We start from the raw sequence: 18,880 nt of genomic DNA, 5'->3' as shown, positions 1-18,880 counted from the left end.
CCTCCCGGTGAAGGTCGTCGGTCGGCTCGACACCCTGGTCGATCGGTCGCTCAGGTGGGCGGCAGGCCCACCACCAGGCGTCCGTCGGGGTCGGCACGGACCGGGTACACGGTGAGTGGGGACTGCCCGGTGGTTGAACAGCCGGTCGCCAGGTCGAAGCTGTTCTGATGCAGAGGGCAGACGACGACCTTCGTATCCACCAGGCCGTCCGCGAGCGGTCCGCCGGCGTGCGGGCAGACCGCCGACACCGCGCGGAGGCTGCCGTCACGCAGCCGGAAGACGGCGATCATGTCGGCCCCCACGGCGTAGGCGCGCCCCTCCCCGTGGGGGATCTCGTCCACCGGCCCGAGCCGGTGTTCCACGGCGACGAGCTTGGCCATCACGCCCGCCTCGCGGATGCCGGACCGGCGCCGTTGACCGGCACCTGGGGCAGGACCGCCAATGGCAGGGAGGTACGGAACTGCCCGGGAGTGACCGGGTCGCGCCGCTCCAGCCACGGGTCGCGGTAGGCGGCCACGGCGGCGTCCATGGTCGCGTCGAGCCGCGCCGCGATGCCGTCGCTGTCGTCGACGACCACGGCCCGGATGTGGTCGATGCCGAGCCGGGGAACCCACGCGTACGTGCGTTCCAACCAGTTCGCGCTCTCCCGGTAGTACTGCAGGAACCGGCCGGTCAGCGTGATGACCTCGGCGGGCGAGTCGACGACGGCGAGCAGGTCACCCTTGCGTACGTGGGCGCCGGCGGCCCCGCCGACGTAGATCTCCCACCGGCCGCCGTCGATGGCGACAACACCAAGATCTTTGACGTACGCTTCGGCGCAGTTACGGGGGCAGCCGGTGACGGCGAGCTTCATCTTGCCGGGGCCCTCGATGCCCTTGAACCGGTCCTCGATCGCGATGCCGAGAGCGGTGGAGTCGCCGACGCCGAAGCGGCAGAAGTCCGAGCCGACGCAGGTCTTCACCGTCCGGAAGCTCTTGCCGTAGGCGTACCCGGACGGCATGTCGAGGTCCGCCCACACCCCCGGCAGGTCCTCCTTGCGGATGCCGAGCAGGTCGAGGCGCTGGCCGCCGGTGATCTTGACCAGGGGTACGGAGTACTTCTCGGCCACCTCGGCGATCCGCTTGAGCTGCGCCGGGGTGGTCACGCCGCCCTTGATCTGGGGGACGACCGAGAAGGTCCCGTCTCGCTGGATGTTGGCGTGGACCCGGTCGTTGATGAAGCGGGCGTCGCGTTCGTCGACGTACTCGTCGCCCCACATCATCTTCAACAGCGAGGCCAGGCCCATCTTGCTCTTCGCGTCCTCCGCGCCGCCGGGCACGAGGGTGGCGAACACCGCGGAGACGGATTTCAGGCCGTGTTCGCGGATCACCGCCATCAGCTCCGCCTTGGGCATCGGCACACCGGGGACATACCAGCTCGCGGCCGGGTCGTCCTCGACCTTGCCGTCAGCGGCCCACTCGACGATCTGGGCGACCAGGCCCTTGCACGACCCGCAGCCCTTGCCGGCACGGGTGGCGTCCATGACACCGGTGAGCGTCTTCACGCCGCCCTGCACGGTGTCGACCAGCGCCCGCTTGGTGACGCCGTTGCAGTTGCACACCTGCACGTCGTCGCCGAGCTCCGCGGCACTCACGTCGGCCGATGGTGCGCCGAGGTCGAACAACATCTCGACCCGCTCCTTCGGCAGGGCGAGCCCACGGTCGAAGGCCTGCACGAGGAACGCGACCTTCCGCACGTCGCCGAGGAGAGTCGCGCCGACAAGCCGGTCGTCGCGGATGATGATGCTCTTGTAGACGCCCTTGCGCGGCTCGGCGAAGACGACCGTCTCGTCGTCGTCCCGTTCCGCCTCCTTCAGGCCCATCGACGCGACGTCCACCCCCGCCACCTTGAGCTTCGTGGCCAGTCGAGAGCCGTGGTACGCCGCGTGCGGGTTCGCTCCGGTGATGTGGTCGGCGAGCACCCGAGCCTGCTCCCACAGCGGAGCCACCAGGCCGTACGTCTCGCCGCGGTGCTGGGCGCACTCGCCGACCGAGTAGATGTCGACCTCGTCCTGGACGCGCATCTGGTCGTCCACCACGATGCCCCGCTCCACCGGCAGCCCGCTGGTCGCGGCCACCTCGGCGTTCGCCCGGATGCCGGCGGCCACGACGACGACGTCGCAGGCGATGGTCCGGCCATCCTTGAGTTTGACCCCGGTCACGGCGTGCTTGCCGAGCACCTCGGTGGTGTGCGCGCCGAGGACGACCTCGATGCCGAGTCGCTCGATGCTGCGCCGCAGGATCGCGCCCGCCTGGGCGTCCAACTGGGCGTTCATCAGATGGTCGCCGGCGTGCACCAGGGTCACGTGGGGCAGGTGGTTCTGCAGGCCGCGCGCGGCCTCCAGACCGAGCAGACCGCCGCCGATCACCACCGCGCGCTCGTGCTCGCGGGCGTACCGGATCATGTTGCGGGTGTCGTCGATGGTGCGGAACGCGAACACGCCCTGGTGGTAGCCGCGTCCAGGGCGGTGGATGCCGGGAATCGGCGGGACGAACGCCCGGCTGCCGGTGGCGATGATCAGCTTGTCGTACGGCGTCTCGGTGCCGTCGTCCGCGTAGATCCGTCGGGCGAAGCGGTCGATGCGGGTGACCCGGGTGCCGGCGTGCAGGGTGATGCCGTTCTCGGCGTACCAGGAGAAGTCGTTGAGGAAGATGCCCGCCTCGTCGTCGGCCCCGGCGAGCACGTTGGAGAGCATGATGCGGTTGTAGTTGCCGTACGGCTCCTCGCCGAACATCGTGATGGCGAACTGATCGCCCCCGCCGCGTTCGAGGATCTCCTCGACCGTGCGGGCGCCGGCCATCCCGTTGCCCACCACGACGAGGCGTCGGCGCTGGTCGACGACGTCCATCAGACCTCGACCAGACCCAGGTCGACGATCACGGTGCCGGACACCCCGGCGGGCGCCGCCACGTGTACCTCGATACTGGTGCCGGAGTCGAGGTCCTCGACCACCCGCAGGGGCACGTGGACGTCGGACTTGGCGCCGATCGGGAAGTACCGCATCGGCTGGCCGTCGCGCATGAGCAGGACACAGATCAGCTCAGCACTGGCATTGCCGCCGCGGAAGTAGACCGGCTGGGCCACGACGCCGCCCGGCACCACGTAGCTGAGCGTGCCGTCGACGAGGCCGGGCCGGTCGAGACCCTTGCCCTCAAAGCTGTAGACGCCTTGCAGGAAACGGGGAGTGGTGTGCACAGCAATGCTCCCTTGATCATTGAGACGCTGGGTTGGGCGGTCGGGTGGTCAGCAGGTCGGTGTCGTCCGGGCCGCCCGCGCGCACGATCGACACCGCGCAGGCCTTGAAGGCCGGCATCCGCGAATGGCGGTCCAGCGCCGGGTCGGTCAGCGCGTTCACGGCGGAGCTGCCGCCCCAGTGGAACGGTGCGAAAATGGTGTCGCGGCGGATGCCGTTGGTGAGGCGCGCCCGGAAGAAGGCCCGCCCGCGCCGGCTGCGCAGTTCCACCACGTCGTTGTCGGCGATGCCGTGCCGGCGGGCGAGGTCCGGGTGCAGCTCCGCCCGGGCGTCGGGCAGCGCCATGGTCAGCGCACCGACCCGGCGGGTCTGGTTGCCGCTCTGGTACTGCTGCATGTTGCGGCCGGTGGTCAGCACATACGGGTAGTCGGCGTCGGGCAGTTCCGCCGGATCGCGGTGCTCCACCCGGAAGAACTTCGCCCGCCCATCGGCGGTTGGGAACCGGTCGGTGAACAGCCGCGGCGTACCCGGGTGGTCCTCGCTCGGGCATGGCCAGAAGACCCCCTGCTCAGCCTCGATGCGTTCGTAGGTGATTCCGGCGTAGTCGGCTGTCCCGCCGGCGCTGGCTCGGCGCAACTCGTCGAAGACGCGGCGCGGATCGTCGTCGAAGTAGCGGCCGCGGCCGAGCCGGCCGGCGAGGTCGGCGAGCATCCGCAGATCAGTGCGGACCTGCGGCGGCGGTGACATGACCCGCCTACGGCGGATGACGCGTCCCTCGAGATTCGTCATCGTGCCGTCCTCCTCCGCCCACTGTGTCGTGGGCAGCACCACGTCGGCCATGGCTGCGGTCTCGGAGAGGAAGATGTCGGAGACGACGAGCAGGTCCAGCGCCCGCAGCCGGTCCATCACCCGGTTGGCGTGTGGCGCCGACACGGCGATGTTGCTGGCGAACACGAGCAGCACACGTACTCCGTCGTCGGTCCCGAGCCGGTCGAGCATCTCCCAGGCCGACCGGCCCGGCCGGGGCAGCTCGTCCGGGTCGATGCCCCAGACGGCCGCGACGTGCGCGCGCGCCGCAGGGTCGTCCAGGCGCCGGTAGCCGGGCAGTTGGTCGGCCTTCTGCCCATGCTCACGCCCACCCTGCCCGTTGCCCTGCCCGGTGATCGTGCCGTAGCCGGAAAAAGGCCGTCCGGGCAGTCCCAGGGCGAGGGCCAGATTGAGGTACGCCTGCGCCGTGTCAGTGCCGTTGCTGTGCTGCTCGGCGCCACGGGCGGTGAGCACCATCGCCGACGTGGCGGCCGCCAGCAGCCGTACCGTCTCCCGCAGGTCCCGTTCCGGTACCCCGGTCATCCGCTCCACCCGGTCCGGCCAGTACGCCGCGACGGTGGCCCGGACCGCGTCGAAGCCGCTCGTGCGGTCGCGCACGTACGTCTCGTCGACCAGGCCCTCGCGAATCGCGACGTGCAGCAGCCCATTCGCCAGTGCGAGGTCCGTGCCCGGCAGTGGCTGCAGGTGGAGATGAGCGCCGCCCGCGGTGGTCGTACGGCGGGGGTCGACGACGATGTGCCGGGCGCCGGCGGCCCGTCCGGCGTCGAAGTACTGCATCGACGGCGGCAGCGCGTCGGCCGGATTGGCACCGACCAACAGCACAGCCTGCGCCTGGGCGATGTCGGCCAGCGGGAACGGCAGGCCACGGTCGATCCCGAGGGATCGGTTCGAAGCGGTCGCCGCGGACGACATGCAGAACCGGCCGTTGTAGTCGATCGACGCCGACCGCAGCGCCACCCGGACGAACTTGCCCAGCGCGTACGCCTTCTCGTTGGTCAGCCCGCCGCCACCGAAGGCCCCGACGCTGTCCGGGCCGTACCGGTGCTGGCCGGCGCGGATGGCGTCGACGATACGGTCGAGGGCCTCGTCCCAGTCTGCCGGTCGCAACGGGCTGGTGCGATCGCCGGGATCCTTGCGGACGAGCGGGCTCAGCAGCCGGTCGCCGTGGTCGAGAAGCTCGGCGGCCGTCCATCCCTTGGCGCACAGCCCGCCCCTGTTGACCGGGAATTCGGTGGGCGCCAGCTGAGGCGGACCGTCGCCGATCGTCAGCGATACCCCGCACTGCATGGCGCAGTAGGGGCAGTGCGTATCGATCATGGACGATGCGCTCACCCGTCCGATGCTTGCCCGGCACTGTTTCCGATCCATGCCGAGGCCGTAACGCTCTGCGACCCTCGGGCTGCGTCATGGTCGTGGCTGTGGCTCGCCGTCCGCCACCTCTGTCCGGGCCGCCCGCCGGGAGGCTGCCGATGTGGGCTGGCAGCCGCGCCCCCGGGCACCGTCATCAAGATCCGCGCAACTTCGGGGATGCTGCTGCTTCCGCCGCGGCTGAGGCAACAACATCCCCGAAGGTGTGAGGATCTTGGCGCCTGAACACTTTTTCGCCGGATCGGCAATGTCAGGGTGGAGCGCGGACTGTGCCGAGGAGGGCCATGGCTTCGGATGCCGATTTGATAGGCCGGTCGCTGGATGGCGATGTCGACGCCTTCGTCGAGGTGGTCGAGCGTCATGAGGCCGCCGTCGGTTCGTACCTCGTTCGCCGGGCGGGGCGGGATGCGGCTGAGGATCTCCTGGGCGAGGTTTGGGTTGCGGCGTTCGAGTCGCGGCGATCGTACGACCGGTCGTACAACGATGCGCGGCCGTGGCTGTACGGGGTGGCGTTGAACCGCTTGCGGCGCTACTGGCGGTCCCGGCCCGCCGAGGACCTGGTAGCTGACGTGCCGGACACGGCTACCGGGTGGGATCCGTGGTCGGCGGTGGACCTCGGGGTGGACGCCCGGGCGGTGCTCCGGTCCGCCCTGACGCGGCTCAAACCAGAAGAGCGGGAGGTCCTGAGGCTCGTCGCCTGGGAGGACCTGACGGCAGCCGACGCCGCGCGGGCACTCGGCATACCGGCCGGCACCGCGCGGCGGCTGCTGAGCCAGGCCAGGACGGCACTGCGCGACGCGCCCGGGGTGTCCGCGCTTCTGAAGGACCGCAACAGCGCGAAGGAGAGACACCGGTGACCGACGAGCTCGATCTGGTCGGTGCGTTGGGCAGCGCGGAACCACTACGCCCGGAGGCGTATCAGCGGGCGCGGGCGGTGCTGCGGGCGGCCATGGCCGACCCCGCAACCGTGCGGCTGGGCGCGATATCAGCGGAGGACACGACTGTGGAGGCACCTTCAACCATGCGAACGACGACAACCACGCGGGACGACGCATCCAGCCCGGCGCTTCAGCGCCGCCGCCGGATCGGTATCGCGGGCCGATGGGGTATCGGCGCCGGGGTGGGGGTTGCCGCCGCAGCGGCGGTCGTCGCTGTGGTGCTCAACTCCTCGGCGACCGGAGGCACCGAGGCCAGCCAGGCTTCGTCGGCCGCCACCTCGGGCTCGACCACCGCCGACGGGTCCGCTGAGCGCGCGCCACTGATGACCCTGGCCGGTTCCATCAAGACGGTCACCCCGCCGGCCGGCGACGCGTGGCTGGTGAAGGCGACGCAGGTCAACGGCACCAAGACCATGCAGGTCGTCTACACGCTGTACACCGACCGTCACGAGATCTATACCGGCAACAGCGTGAAGGACATCAAGCGTGCGATCGCCCGTCACCAGGACCAGATGACGGACGGCGGCTACGCACCGCTGCTCAAGGCAGCCGTCGCCGCAGCGGACAGCAGCCCCGCCGACGGCCGGACCCGGATGCTCAAGGCAGCCAAGGATCCGCTGGTGGGCCTCGACCCCGCAGCGCAGCAGGCGGCGTGGGACAAGCAGCAGGCGGACGCCCAGGTGATCATCAAGCAGAAGGGCGGCCACGCCAAGCCGAAGCCGTACAGCCCGCAGGCCGTTCAGCGGCACTTCGACAACGCCCTGTGGACGTACAGCACCCAAGCGCTGTCCGCTGGCGACGGCAACACCCAGGTCCGGGCCGGTGTGCTACGTCTGCTGTCCACCATCCCCGCGGTCAGCGTCGAGAACTCCACCACCCAGGGCAGGGCCACGTTGACGATCACCGCCGGCCCCGAGGTGTTCGGCGGCGAGGGCAGCGAGGTGCTGACCGTTGACGCCACGACCGGCATGCTGGTCAAGGACGTATCCACCGTGCCGGGCCTACCCCGGGCCTCCACGACGTACGAATCCTCCCGCGTGACGAAGGCCCGCCTCTAGGCCGGGGACTTCCACCCACCAGCATCCCGGCACGGGCGTGACGCGCCCAGCGTTCGGTCGATGGTGCGGGCCGCCTTCAGGCGGCTCGCACCGTCGTTCGGTTGTTCGCACGGCCGGTGCCCGACTGCGATGATCGACGCGTGACGTACATTCCGGACCTGGCGCCCTATGACTACTACCCGGGCGCCCCGGACGCCATTGCCGTCGGTTGGCTGGATTCGAGCATGCCCTTCACCGAAGGAGCGTGCCCGCGAGACGTTCGAGATCGCCTGGCGCGGCTCGGCGCTGAACCAGTGCGGCTCATGCGGGGGCACCACTACTGCCAGTTCTGCCCGGGAGCGGCCGAGCCTCTGCGCCTGATTCGGGCCGACATCCGCCTTCACGAAGCTCCCGATGTCGCGCGCGGAAACGGCGAGATCTGGCTCACCGCCGTGGACGGGACGAACTTCGCCGCACCGGCCCTGATCGGCCACTACGTCGAAGAGCATCGCTACCTGCCACCTGATGCCTTCATCGAGGCGGTTCGGACCGGGGTCCCCACCCCTGTCACCAACGTCCATGGACAGAACACCTAGCGGGGATCCGGCTTCTGCCGTATTCGGTTGGCAGGTGTGGGGCACCTCAAGGTCGGACTTCAGCCCGGCGGGGGCGTCCCGCGCCGACGCCGCAGGCGCAGGCCCATCCGTGATAAGGGAGCGGGTTGATCCCCGAGATACACGTCGGATGGCTATCGTCGATGCGCCGGCCGGGCCATTGGCTGCGGCAGCGGAACGTGCTCAACTGGGCTGGTGACCACCGACCCGCGCCGCGCGCGGGGCGGCCCTGAGTGAGTCGGCTGTAGTACCGGGAGGACAGGTGTCGCGCCCCCCTTACCGTCCTGACGTCGTGCTCGTGCCGGCGTGGGTGGTGGAGCGCCCGGAGACAGTCGAGCGACTCAACGGGCTGCTGGCCGAGGCCGGTTTGGGCCGGCCGTTGTCCCCGCCGGCCGCCCCCACACCGCCCGCTGTCGACCTGGTCGAACTGCCCGTTCAGGGTGACCCGGTGGCCGTGGCCCGGGCCAGCCGCCGACTGGCCGGCCGATCCGACGCCGACGCCGACGTGCCGGAGTGTCTGCCCGACTACGAGTGCACGGCCGCCACCGTGGAGGACGACGCCCGGGTGGAGGCGAATCTCTACCCGTACTTCGGGGCCAGCGGCTGCAAGAGCGGGCACGGGACCATCGCCTGGCTCGCGGCGCCCGAGCACGTGATGCCGCCGAAGCCCGCCCGGCGCCCGGCCAGCCAGTTTCCGGCCGGGCGACCCGTGGTGGCGCTGCTCGACACCGGGGTACGCGAGCACGACTGGCTGGCCGAGGCCGGCGGCGAGCCGTACTGGGAGGAGGCGCAGGGATGGACGCCGCCGCGCGCCATTCCGGCGGTTGCCGGGCAGGAGAGCCGCGGCGAGGAGACAGAGCAGCCGGACTTCGGTAGTCATTGGGGGCACGGGACCTTCCTCGCCGGACTGGTCCGCCTTGAGGCGCCCGACGCGCGGATCCTCTCGTTGCGGGTAATGAGCGACGCCGGTCGGGTCAGCGACCTGAACGCGGCGCACGCGATGAACTGGCTGGCGGACCGGGTCGACGACGGTCAGCGGGTCGACGTCGTGCTGACCGCGTTCGGCCGTCCGGGTGCCGGTGAGGACGAAGAGTTGGAGCCCGTCCGCCAGGCGCTCAAACGGTTGGCGGACCGGGGCGTTCCGGTGGTCGCCTCGGCCGGTAACGACGGTACGGACAGCCCGGTCTATCCGGCTGCCTTCGCGGCCGACCCGACTCTTACGGTGATCAGCGTCGGGGCCCAGGCCTCGCCGACCACCCGGGCGCCATACAGCAACCACGGGGTGTGGGTGCGCCAGTGGCGCGCGGGCACCAACACGGTGAGCCTCATGCCCTTGTCCACGGCGCCGGTCACCGCGCTGGGCGCGTACGCCTACTGGAGCGGTACGTCGTTCGCGGCGGCCCGGTACGCGGGTCAGCTCGCCCAGAGGCTGGCGCCGGCTCCCATGCGGCTGCCGGACTGACGCCATGTCCAATCTGCCAAAGACCCCGGTGGAGCGCGCGGGCGCGTCGACCGACCGCGCGGCACGCCTCGGCGAGCGCCTCGACCGAGCCAGGGCGGGCGACCGGAACGCCCTCGACGAGGTGGTTCGGGACCTCAACCCGCTGCTGTGGCACGTCGCCAGGGCACAGGGCCTCGACGCCGACGAGGCCGCCGACGTCGTCCAGACGACCTGGCTGGAGTTGGTACGCGGACTGCACACCATACGGTCTTCGAACGCGCTCACCGCGTGGCTGGTGACCACCACCCGCCGGGAGTCCTGGCGGGTGCGTGGGCTCGCCCAGCGGCAGACGCCGCACGATGCGGCGAGGCTGGAGTCCTCGCCCGACCCGGATCCCGGCCCGGCCGACCTGCTGCTGTCCGACGAACGTGACCGGGCGCTGTGGCGGCACGTCGCGCGGCTGCCACAGCGGTGCCGGGCGCTGCTGCGGATCGTCGCGCACGTCGAGCGCCCGGACTACACAGTGGTGGCCGAGGCGTTGGGCATGCCGCGCGGCAGCATCGGGCCGACCCGCGGCCGGTGCCTGGCGAAGCTGCGGGAGATGCTGACCGCCGACTCGACGTGGAGCCCGACATGACCGCCCCGGACCCCGCCGACCAGCCGTTCGACGACCTGGACCAGGCGATTCTGGACCAGCTCGCCGCGGTGCTCACCCGGCTCGACCCGCCGCCGTCCGACCTCGACGACCGGGTACGCCTTGTGCTGGCCCTCGACGACGTCGACCGGGAGGTTGCTCGGCTGCGCGAAGAGCAACTGGTCGGCGCGGTGCGGGGCACGGAACGGACCCGCACCCTGACGTTCGACGCGCAGAGCCGGACCGTGATGATCACGATCGTGGACCGGTCCGACGGCATGGTCCGGATCGACGGCTGGCTCGCGCCGGGCGCCGCCGTACGGGTCGAGCTGCGGTACCCCGCGCCCGACCCGCCCCGGACGGTGGAGTCCGACGCGTCGGGCCGGTTTGTGCTGGACGGCGTGCCGCACGGTCTGGCGCAGGTGGTGGTGCACCCGGCGCGGGGTGAGCACGCGCCGCAGGTGGTCACGCCGGCCCTCACCCTGTGACATGCGCCCGGCCACCCTCGCCCGGCGGGCCATCCGCTGGCACGCGGCGGGCCTGGCGTCGAGCGACGCCGGTCAGCCGGGGCGGGCTGCCCGCGAACTGCGGGCGGGCCTACGGCTGGCCAAGCGCCACCCGGCCCTGCGTGACATCCACGTCCGCCTGCTGATCAGCCTCGCCTGGGCGGAGTCCGAGCGAGGCCGGGTGGAGCTGGGCTTTCGGCTGCTGGACGAGGCCGAGGCACTCGCGGCTGCGCCGCAGCGGCCGATCCTGCTCGGCCAGCGGGCCCTGCTCCTCAAGCGCAGCGGCCGTAACGCGGAGGCGCTTAGTCAGTACGACGAGTCCATCGACCTGTTGAGCGACCTCACCTACCCGCTTGATCTGGTCAAGGCGCTCAACAATCGCGGCCTCGTGCACGTGGAGGCGGGCAACGTCCGGCTCGCCCGCGCCGACCTGCGGCGTTGCGCGGAGGTCGCCGCCCGGTACGGGCTCGGTCTGCACGTGGCCATGGCGCGGACGAACCTGGGTTGTCTGGACGTGATCGCCGGTGACCTGCCCGCCGCGCTGCGTGCCTTCGCCCAGTCCGACGCCGACTACCAGGTGCTCGCGCCGGGCCGGCTCGCCAACCTGGCCGTGGAACGGGCTCGCGCGCTGGTCGCGGCCGGGCTGTACCGCGAGGCCGAACGGCAACTCGCCAGCGCGGTGGAGCGGGCGGCGCAGCAGCAGCTCGGACACACGTACGCCGATGCCCTTCAGGTTCGTGCGGAGGCGGCCCTGCTTGCCGGCGAACCGGTCGCTGCCGCGCGGTGGGCCCGACGTGCCCGGGTCGCTTTCCTCGGCCGTACGAACGTCCGCCGTGCGGCCCTGGCTGCCCTGTTCGAGCTCCGCGCCGACCAGGCGGTCGGCGAGGTCGACCAGGCGACGGTGGCCCGGCGCGCCGGGGTGCTGGCCGGCCGGTTGGCCCGGCTCGGGCTGCCGGAGGATGCTCGGGTCGCCGGTCTGGTCAAGGCCCGGGCGCTGGTGGCCGCGGGCCGACCCCGCCGGGCGGCGGAGCTGATCGGGCGACAGTCCGGACCGCGACGGACCGATCGGCTCGACACGCGCCTGCTCTGGCACATGGCCCGTGCGGAGGTGGCGGCCTCGGCCGGCCGGTCGGCCGAGGCGCGGCGGAGTCTGTTGGCCGGAATGGCTGCTCTGCACCGGCACCGCGCCCGGTTCGGCTGCGCCGACCTGCAGACCGGGGCCGCGGTGCACGGCCGCGACCTGGCCCGGGCGGGGCTCGCCGCAGCGTTGGCAGAGGGCTCCGCCATCGCCGTCTACCGGTGGTCCGAGCGGGCGCGGGCCCAGGCGCTGCTGCTGCCGCCGGTGCGGCCGCCCGACGACCCGGTCGCCGCCGAGGCGCTGGAAGAGCTGCGCCAGCTACAGCACCGCGTCCGGCAGGCAGAACTCACGGGGCGCCCGACCTTGGCCTTCCACAGTCGGTTGGAGGCGCTCCAGCGGATGATCCGGGAGCGCGCCTGGGCGACGCCGGGCCCCCGGGACGCGGCGCCGACGACGCCGGCGCCGCTGAGCGCCGTGACGGCGGAGCTGGCTGGCGCGGCGCTCGTGGTGTACGTGGCCGCCGGGGACATCCTGCGCGCGCTGGTGGTCACTGACCGGGCGACCTCGGTGGTGGTACTTGGCGACCGCGGCCTGGCCGAGGAGGCGGTACGACGACTACGCGCCGACCTGGACGCGCAGGCGGGCCGGTCCATGCCCGCCCGGCTGGCGGCGGTGGTCCGCGCCGCTACGCGGCAGGACGCCGACCACGTGGAGTCGATGCTGCTCGACCCGGTGCTTGCGCTGGTCGGCGACCGGGACCTGGTGCTGGTCCCGACCGGGCTGTTGCTGACCACGCCGTGGCATGCCCTGCCAGCGTGCGTGTCCCGGCCGGTCACGGTGACGCCGTCGGTCGGGGTCTGGCTGGCCGCCCGGCGTCGCCTGAAGGCAGGCGGGCCCACGGCCGGGTCGGCGGCGGTGACGGTGGTGGCGGGACCGGGAATCCCCCGGGGGCAGGCGGAGGCGCGGGTCGTGGCGTCGCTGCACCCGGGCGCCGTTCTGCTCGCCGGGGCGGAGGCGACCCCGGCGGCGACCCTCGCGGCGATGGCCGGCGCCGGCCTCGCCCATGTGGCGGCGCATGGGCAGCACCAGACCGAGAACCCGCTGTTCTCCACGCTGGAGCTGGCCGGCGGCCCGTTGCTGGGATACGACGTGCAGGAACTGCGGAACGCGCCGCGTACCGTGGTCCTGTCCTGCTGCGACCTGGGCCTGACCGACGTGCGGCACGGCGACGAGGCGCTCGGCATGCCGACCGCCCTGCTCGCCGCAGGCACCGCCACGGTCGTCGCGAGCGTCAGCCGGGTCGCCGACGAGGCGGCCATGGAGATCATGGCGGCCTATCATCGGGCGGTCGTCGCGGGCCGATTGCCGGCGGCAGCACTGGCTGAGGCCGTACGCGGCAATCAGCCCTCGAGCTTCGTCTGTTTCGGTGCCGGCTGAGCCGACCGCGCCAGAGTCGCACCGACGGCAGGTATCCAGGATGCCGTCCGGCCCCCCATCCAGGCATGACTGACCACACTGTGAAGAAGCGCCATCGCCGGGCGGGTCTCGCCGCCGGCCTCGCCGTGCTCGCCCTGGCGGCCGGTCTCCTGACGGCATGCCGCACGAACGGCGGCGCGGCGAGCAGCGGTGCCGAGAACCGCCCGGGTACGGCCGACGGCCTCGCGAAGATCGCCGGAGGCGGCGGCTGCCCGCCGGCCGGCACCCGCAGCGGCGGACTGCTTCCGCAGCTGGACGAGGCAAGCTACGCCTCGGTCGAAAACCCCTGCCTGCCGTACGTCGACCTGGTCAGTGAGGTGACCCGACGGATCGTGCCGGGGCAACGGCCCCGGGTCGACCAGTTCCTCGACAACCTCGGCCGCTTCGCCGACCGGCTCGGGCAGGTCAACGACGCCGTCCAATGCGCCTACCAGACCGACCGGCTGGCGGTGCGGATCTACCAGAGCCGGCGCGACTCCTGGGCGGTCGGCGTGGTGGCGGTCGTCCGTGGCCGCCTCGGCGCGGTCGCCGACACGGCCGCCTGCTTCCTGATCAAACAGATTCCGCTCCTGAATCTGGCCACCCAGGGCATCGGACCGGATCAGGACAGCCCCGCGTACTGCTTCGACACCAGCCACCAGCGACGTGCCGGCGAGGACTACACCATCATGTGGATCGGCTCGTCGGCGCTCACCTGCCGGGGGCTCCAGGACGGCCTGGTTCCCGGCGAGGGGCGGCTCGTCGCGGTGAAGGCCCGCCCCGACGCGTCGCTGCGCGCCGGCCCGTCCACGGGTGACCGGGTGCTGCGCAAGGTGCCCGACGGCACGCTGGGCCGGGTGACCTGCTACCGCACCGGGGAAGCCGTCAAGGGCGACAACGCGTGGGCCCGGACGACCGTCCTCGGCGACACCGGCTGGATAGCTGCGGCCTATCTGGACAGCGCTCAGCCGGTCCGGGCTACCGGATTGTGCCCGGACAACTGAGGCGGCCCCGTGCGCGGTCCCACGGGGGCCGGCGGGGACGCCTGCGCCGCAGATCCGCAGACCTCCATCGCGGACACCGTCGCTGACCGGCGGCACTCGGTCGGGAGAGAGTCCGACGGATCGGTATCTGCTACCGGCCCTGCCGCCACGTATTCACCAAGACCGGCGGGAAGCCGTTCCGGCCGGAGAAGGGAGCAGGCCAGATGTGCGGTATTCAGATCGGTGCCGAGGAGCTGGAGGGCATTCTCGTCAACCGGGGGCCGGACGTCTCCGTTGAGGAGGCCGCCGCCTGCGGCGTCCAGATCGGGGCGCCGGAGGTGAGCCGGGTTCTCGCCAACCGCAGCGCGGCGCAGATCGCGGACGCCTCCTGCGGGATCCAGATCGGCGCGCCGGAGAACGTCACGTTGCAGCGCGACGCCGGCCCGAACGCCTAGCCGGGGGCAGCACCGCGGGGCCTGTCGGCGACTGTGAACGACCGACAGGCCCCGCTGACCCGACGATCAGGACCAACGCTGGAAGGAAGAGCCATGATCGGTACCCGCCTGGATGACATCGACGCACCGCGGCTGATCCGCAGCGAACACGGCTGGTGGTTCATCGGCAACCAGACCTGGACCCTGCTGCGCCCGGAGTGTGTGGGGTCGGACGGCACGGTGGACGCTGCCACCACGGGCTTCCTCCGCCGCACGGGGGCGTTCGAGCCGCGCGTGCCGGTCTCGTTCTCGCTGACCGTGCTCACCACGACCACCTGCAACCTCGGCTGCGCCTACTGCTTCCAGAACACCGGGGTGGACGACACGGGCGGCGCACGGCCGCCGCGGATCCGGCGGGCCTGGCTGGACACTGACACCGTCGATCGCATCATCACCTTCGCCCGGGACCGGATGCGTCAGTGCGAGCTGGATCGCCTGTACCTGCTGCTGTTCGGGGGTGAGCCGCTGCTCAATCCCCGGGGCTGCCGCACCCTGCTGGACCGAGCGCGCGCGATCGGGCTCGACCAGTGCGCGATGACCACGAACGGCGTTCTGCTGACCCCGAGGTTGGCCCGTGAGCTGTACGCGGCGGGTCTCAACGGCGTGCAGGTGACGTTCGACGGCAGCCGGGCGGATCATGACCAGATCCGGGTCAAGCGGTCCGGCGCGCCCACCTTCGACACCATCGTTCGCAACGTCGCTTGTGCGACAGAGGTCACCGGGCTGAACTGGAACCTGCGGGTGAACGTGTCGCACCACAATTTCGACCGGATCGCCGACCTCGTCGGGGAACTGGCCACCGGCCTGAGCCCCGACCGGTGCACGGTGACGTTCGCCTGGGTGGGCGACGCGGGCTTCGGATACCACAACACCATGCGGCACATCGACACCGTGAGCGACGCGTTCGCGAGTTGGAGTATCGCCGCGTTGGAGGCGGGTTTCCGGGTGGTCCGACCCAGCATGAGAACCACCTGCCACATCTGCTCGGTGCCCGGAGGCCGGCACGGCGCCGTGGTCAACGCCGACGGTCAACTCTTCAGCTGCTGGCAGTCGGCCGGGAAGCCCGGCTTCGAGGTGGGCAGCATCGACGAGGGGTACCTGGACGTGGCCAGCGTCCCGGAACGCTGGGTGCGCTGCGGTTACGAGTACGAACAACCGGAAGCGGCGGTGGCCGACACCTTCCAGGACCGGGTCGACGGACGGTTGCTGGACTACCTCTACACCAGTGGGCGCCTGTAACCCTGCCGATCGGCACCCCTTCCCCACCTGAGGCCGGTCCTCGCCCGCGCTGTAGCGGACGTATCTGATGCCGACCGGCCGCCCCTTCATCGATGTCGTCCCCCTCCAGCCGAGAGGAATGCTCATGAACATCCTCAACCGGACGTCCACGGTGCTCGCGGTGTGCGTCGGACTCGTAGCCGCCAACCTGGTGGCCGTCTCACCTGCGAGCGCCGCCGCCGAATACTCATTCAGATCCCAGAGCTCGGCTACCAGCGAGTACCCCTTCGGCAGCCTGTGCATCGACGTGTCGTACTCCAGTACTGCCAACGGCACGGCGATCAAGCAGTGGCCCTGCTACGACGGCCCGGCCCAGAAGTGGACGATGGTCTACGAGGGAAGGTGGAACGGCGTCGTCTACTACCAGCTTGTCAGCTCGCTCTGGTCGGCAGAGGGCCCCAAGTGTCTCGACGTGCCCTGGGGTAACCCGGCAGCGGGCCAGACGCTACAACTGTGGGACTGCCTGGGCGTCGCGCGGCAGCTCTGGTCCGCTACGCAGGTACCGGGAGCGAATGGGTACGCGCTACGGAACCTCCAGACCGGGCAGTGCGTCGATGTTCCCTGGGGCGACCCCGTCGCAGGCAACGCCGTGTGGCAATGGCCCTGTAACAGCACCCCCGCCCAGCAGTGGGTCTTGCGCGCCTGGTAGTGGGTGACCGGGGCGGACGAGGTCTGGCGGGGTCAGGGTCCGGCAGGCTGGGCACGGGCGCAGACGTCGCCCGAGTTGGCCTCGTGGGGGAGCGCCCGCGGGTACGCCGCCACCTCGTCCGCCGCTGCTCGGCGCGCGACAGGCGGTCAGCCGGTCTTGGTGGCGAAGGGGCCGCCGTCGCCGAACGCGAGCCGCGCGAAGTTCTCGGCGATACGGCGGTGTCCGGCGGAATCGGGGTGCACCTCGTCGGGGAGTGGGAGTTCGGCGTAGTCCGCCTCGCCGTAGAGGTCACGTCCGTCGAGGTAGTGCAGGTTCGGGTCTTCGGCCGAGCGCTGTTCGACGATCCGGGCGAGTTCGTCACGGATGACGTTGAGGGTCAGCCGCCCAGCGCTGCGTTCGGCCGGATCGCCGGTGGCCTTGAAGCGCAGCGTCCCGCCCTCGAAGTCCGGCACGAGGGGACCGGGCGTGTCCTCCTGCACCGGGCACAGGATGGCGGACACGACCAGCAGTGGTGTGGTCGGGTGCCCCTCGCGGACCGTGTCGAGGAAGCCGTGGACCGCAGGGGTGAAGGCGCGCAGACGCATCACGTCGCTGTTGACGATGTTGATGCCGATCTTGACACTGATCAGGTCAGCGGGGATGTCCCGCATGGCGCGGGCGGTGAACGGGTCGAGCAGCGCGCTCCCGCCGAATCCCAGGTTGACCAACTCCACGCCGCCCTCGGCCGCGGCCAGGGCTGGCCAGATGGCGGTGGGATGAGTGGCGTTCGAGCCGTGGCTGATGGAACTGCCGTGGTGCAGCCACGTCCTGCTTCCGGTGGGCGGGGTCCGCTCAACGGGCGCGTCGGTGCGCAGCGCGATCAACTCGGTGATCTCCGTGTGTGGAAGCCAGATCTCGATGTCTTTCTCACCCTCCGGCAGACCCGCGAAGCGGGCGGTGCCGGACGGCCCTTCGGTCAGCACGGAAGTCTGGGTGAACATGTTGGTAACCGTCCGGACGTTGCCTTCGGGCACCGACGCCTGCGCGGCCAGGCGCCCGTTGATCAGCAGGTCGTAGACGCCGTCCGGTGGGGCCGGGAAGCCTTGGTAGACCCGCTTGGTGGGCAGGGTGTCCAGTTCGATGGTGGTGGCCCGGGTACGGAAGGCCAGCCGTACGCCGGACGGCTGGGCCTCGGCCATGGCCAGTTGGTCGTCGGGGATCTGCTGGCGGGCCCGGGCGGTCAGTCGGTGCGGCAGTAGACCGCGCGCGGTCGCCTCCAGATCGACAAACCCGCGCACCAGGCCCGCGGTGACCGGGGTGGTGATCCACTGGTGTTCGGTGGGCATTGCCTCAAGCCTCTCGATCGAGATCTCGATGTTCATCGGCGCGCCGCGCTGCGAAGCGCTGGCGGTGGTGCGGCCGTCGTCGGGTCAGCGAGTGCTGCGGGTGCGTAACACCGCGTCGAGCGAATCCACGATCCATTCCCAGGATTCCAGCGCGTCGGGAGCGCTGTGTTCGAAACCGCCGGCCAGCTCCAAGCTGACGTAGCCGTGGAACACGCTGCCCAACATGCGGACCGCGTGGGTCGCGTCCGGCTCGTCCAACCCGTAACCCCGCAAGATCGCCCGAGCCATCTGCGCGTGCTGGACACCGGCACTGGCGGCCGCCGTTTCCCGATCGAGCCGGAGCCGGGTGGCGGCATAGCGGCCCGGGTGTTCCCTGGCGTAGTCGCGGTAGGCGTCAGCGAACGCGGCTAGCGCGTCCCTGCCGGCTCGACCGGCGACGGCATCGGCGACGCGGTCAGCGAGTTCCTTGAGCGCGAACAGCGCGATGCGGATCCTGAGGTCCTGTGAGTTCTTCAGGTGCGAGTACAGGCTCGGGACCTTGACGTCGAACCGTCGAGCGAGCGCCGAGACGGTGACCTGGTCGAAGCCGACCTCGTCGGCCAGTTCCGCCCCCGCTCGGGTCAGACGCTCCGGCGTCAGTCCTGGTCTATCCATCACGCTCCCCTATCTGCCTACAGATATTATGCTTCTACCTAATACCTGTAGGCAAATCGGTCGTGAGGTTGCGACTGACGCACCATTCCGCCTGGTCGTCTGCGCGTCAGCGCAACGGGGAGTGCCAGGAGCGGTTCAGGGATCGTGGGCGCACACGAGGATGAGCCCTCGCAGCGATTCGCCGAGTTGGGCGACGACACTGGCTGGTCTGGCCGCCCCCCGCCCTGGAGCGCCGGTCGCTACGAGCCAGAGCAGCCGCCGTGCTGGCGGACTAGGGCCTGTTTCATAAGAACTGGCCGGCCTGCGGCGGGCCCGGACGACGACCGGCGGCGTTGCGGTTTCGTCCGGATACAACACCGGTATCCG

The 18,880-nt window shown here is 71.1% G+C and carries 17 protein-coding genes; 11 read left to right on the top strand and 6 right to left on the bottom strand.

All coding sequences use genetic code 11. From position 1 onward, the window contains the following. Positions 1 to 50: 50 nt before the first annotated feature. From AB0I89_RS32550 to AB0I89_RS32535, 4 genes are read right to left on the bottom strand one after another with little or no spacing between them, the layout of a single operon-like run. Complete coding sequence (locus AB0I89_RS32550; protein WP_357134562.1) at positions 51 to 380, bottom strand: Rieske (2Fe-2S) protein; 330 nt, start codon at positions 378 to 380, stop codon at positions 51 to 53. After that, on the bottom strand, positions 380 to 2,887 hold the full coding sequence (nirB, locus tag AB0I89_RS32545) for a nitrite reductase large subunit NirB (protein ID WP_357134560.1): 2,508 nt from the start codon (positions 2,885 to 2,887) through the stop codon (positions 380 to 382). The genes AB0I89_RS32550 and nirB overlap by 1 nt, the downstream gene beginning before the upstream one ends. After that, positions 2,887 to 3,234, bottom strand: coding sequence for a molybdopterin oxidoreductase (locus AB0I89_RS32540; RefSeq protein WP_357134558.1), 348 nt, complete (start codon positions 3,232 to 3,234; stop codon positions 2,887 to 2,889). Before AB0I89_RS32540 ends, nirB begins: the two co-directional genes overlap by 1 nt. Positions 3,235 to 3,250: 16 nt before the next feature. Continuing rightward, positions 3,251 to 5,377, bottom strand: coding sequence for a molybdopterin oxidoreductase family protein (locus AB0I89_RS32535; RefSeq protein ID WP_357134582.1), 2,127 nt, complete (start codon positions 5,375 to 5,377; stop codon positions 3,251 to 3,253). A gap of 335 nt (positions 5,378 to 5,712) precedes the next feature. Here AB0I89_RS32535 and AB0I89_RS32530 point away from each other — a divergent pair, with 335 nt between their 5' ends. The 11 genes from AB0I89_RS32530 (at position 5,713) to AB0I89_RS32480 (ending at position 16,535) form a co-directional block, all read left to right on the top strand. Continuing rightward, positions 5,713 to 6,285, top strand: a complete 573-nt coding sequence (locus AB0I89_RS32530) for a sigma-70 family RNA polymerase sigma factor (RefSeq protein ID WP_357134557.1) — start codon at positions 5,713 to 5,715, stop codon at positions 6,283 to 6,285. Further along, positions 6,282 to 7,424 carry a hypothetical protein gene (locus AB0I89_RS32525; protein ID WP_357134556.1) on the top strand — a complete coding sequence of 381 codons (1,143 nt, stop codon included), beginning with the start codon at positions 6,282 to 6,284 and terminating at the stop codon, positions 7,422 to 7,424. Before AB0I89_RS32530 ends, AB0I89_RS32525 begins: the two co-directional genes overlap by 4 nt. A gap of 140 nt (positions 7,425 to 7,564) precedes the next feature. Then, positions 7,565 to 7,999 (top strand): hypothetical protein, encoded by a 435-nt coding sequence (locus tag AB0I89_RS32520; protein WP_357134555.1) that lies wholly within the window; start codon positions 7,565 to 7,567, stop codon positions 7,997 to 7,999. 310 nt (positions 8,000 to 8,309) lie between these two features. Beyond that, a complete protein-coding gene (locus AB0I89_RS32515; protein WP_357134554.1) occupies positions 8,310 to 9,479 on the top strand; it encodes a S8/S53 family peptidase in 1,170 nt (389 codons plus the stop codon). Positions 9,480 to 9,483: 4 nt separating this feature from the next. Continuing rightward, a complete protein-coding gene (locus tag AB0I89_RS32510) occupies positions 9,484 to 10,095 on the top strand; it encodes a sigma-70 family RNA polymerase sigma factor (protein ID WP_357134551.1) in 612 nt (203 codons plus the stop codon). After that, positions 10,092 to 10,580 carry a hypothetical protein gene (locus AB0I89_RS32505; protein ID WP_357134549.1) on the top strand — a complete coding sequence of 163 codons (489 nt, stop codon included), beginning with the start codon at positions 10,092 to 10,094 and terminating at the stop codon, positions 10,578 to 10,580. Before AB0I89_RS32510 ends, AB0I89_RS32505 begins: the two co-directional genes overlap by 4 nt. A gap of 1 nt (position 10,581) precedes the next feature. After that, positions 10,582 to 13,113, top strand: coding sequence for a CHAT domain-containing protein (locus AB0I89_RS32500; protein ID WP_357134548.1), 2,532 nt, complete (start codon positions 10,582 to 10,584; stop codon positions 13,111 to 13,113). A 65-nt stretch (positions 13,114 to 13,178) separates the two neighbouring features. Continuing rightward, entirely contained in the window at positions 13,179 to 14,135 is a 957-nt protein-coding gene (locus AB0I89_RS32495) for a hypothetical protein (RefSeq protein WP_357134546.1), read from the top strand. Positions 14,136 to 14,338: 203 nt separating this feature from the next. Continuing rightward, the gene (locus AB0I89_RS32490) at positions 14,339 to 14,569 is read left to right on the top strand and encodes a hypothetical protein (protein WP_355047752.1); all 231 of its coding nucleotides are present in this window, start codon (positions 14,339 to 14,341) and stop codon (positions 14,567 to 14,569) included. Between the two features lie 93 nt (positions 14,570 to 14,662). Next, positions 14,663 to 15,847: a radical SAM protein gene (locus AB0I89_RS32485; protein ID WP_357134544.1), complete on the top strand. Its 1,185-nt coding sequence runs from the start codon at positions 14,663 to 14,665 to the stop codon at positions 15,845 to 15,847. A gap of 124 nt (positions 15,848 to 15,971) precedes the next feature. Further along, positions 15,972 to 16,535, top strand: a complete 564-nt coding sequence (locus tag AB0I89_RS32480) for an RICIN domain-containing protein (RefSeq protein WP_357134543.1) — start codon at positions 15,972 to 15,974, stop codon at positions 16,533 to 16,535. A gap of 146 nt (positions 16,536 to 16,681) precedes the next feature. Here the strand turns inward: AB0I89_RS32480 and AB0I89_RS32475 are convergent, their stop codons facing one another. Next, positions 16,682 to 17,860, bottom strand: coding sequence for a GDSL-type esterase/lipase family protein (locus tag AB0I89_RS32475; protein WP_357134541.1), 1,179 nt, complete (start codon positions 17,858 to 17,860; stop codon positions 16,682 to 16,684). 84 nt (positions 17,861 to 17,944) lie between these two features. Next, entirely contained in the window at positions 17,945 to 18,514 is a 570-nt protein-coding gene (locus AB0I89_RS32470; RefSeq protein WP_357134539.1) for a WHG domain-containing protein, read from the bottom strand. Between the last annotated feature and the right edge of the window lie 366 nt (positions 18,515 to 18,880).

It is taken from the genome of Micromonospora sp. NPDC049801, from assembly GCF_040656575.1.
Classification (GTDB): Bacteria; Actinomycetota; Actinomycetes; order Mycobacteriales; family Micromonosporaceae; genus Micromonospora.
The sequence above is the reverse complement of the archived record's forward strand: the minus strand, read 5'-3'. Positions and strand labels throughout refer to the sequence as shown.

Bases quoted from the DNA above. Each gene is read 5' to 3' on its own strand.
- AB0I89_RS32550 (WP_357134562.1), bottom strand. From the start codon at position 380: ATGGCCAAGCTCGTCGCCGTGGAACACCGGCTCGGGCCGGTGGACGAG.
- nirB (WP_357134560.1), bottom strand. From the start codon at position 2,887: ATGGACGTCGTCGACCAGCGCCGACGCCTCGTCGTGGTGGGCAACGGG.
- AB0I89_RS32535 (WP_357134582.1), bottom strand. From the start codon at position 5,377: ATGATCGATACGCACTGCCCCTACTGCGCCATGCAGTGCGGGGTATCG.
- AB0I89_RS32530 (WP_357134557.1), top strand. From the start codon at position 5,713: ATGGCTTCGGATGCCGATTTGATAGGCCGGTCGCTGGATGGCGATGTC.
- AB0I89_RS32510 (WP_357134551.1), top strand. From the start codon at position 9,484: ATGTCCAATCTGCCAAAGACCCCGGTGGAGCGCGCGGGCGCGTCGACC.
- AB0I89_RS32505 (WP_357134549.1), top strand. From the start codon at position 10,092: ATGACCGCCCCGGACCCCGCCGACCAGCCGTTCGACGACCTGGACCAG.
- AB0I89_RS32500 (WP_357134548.1), top strand. From the start codon at position 10,582: ATGCGCCCGGCCACCCTCGCCCGGCGGGCCATCCGCTGGCACGCGGCG.
- AB0I89_RS32495 (WP_357134546.1), top strand. From the start codon at position 13,179: ATGACTGACCACACTGTGAAGAAGCGCCATCGCCGGGCGGGTCTCGCC.
- AB0I89_RS32490 (WP_355047752.1), top strand. From the start codon at position 14,339: ATGTGCGGTATTCAGATCGGTGCCGAGGAGCTGGAGGGCATTCTCGTC.
- AB0I89_RS32485 (WP_357134544.1), top strand. From the start codon at position 14,663: ATGATCGGTACCCGCCTGGATGACATCGACGCACCGCGGCTGATCCGC.
- AB0I89_RS32480 (WP_357134543.1), top strand. From the start codon at position 15,972: ATGAACATCCTCAACCGGACGTCCACGGTGCTCGCGGTGTGCGTCGGA.
- AB0I89_RS32475 (WP_357134541.1), bottom strand. From the start codon at position 17,860: ATGCCCACCGAACACCAGTGGATCACCACCCCGGTCACCGCGGGCCTG.
- AB0I89_RS32470 (WP_357134539.1), bottom strand. From the start codon at position 18,514: ATGGATAGACCAGGACTGACGCCGGAGCGTCTGACCCGAGCGGGGGCG.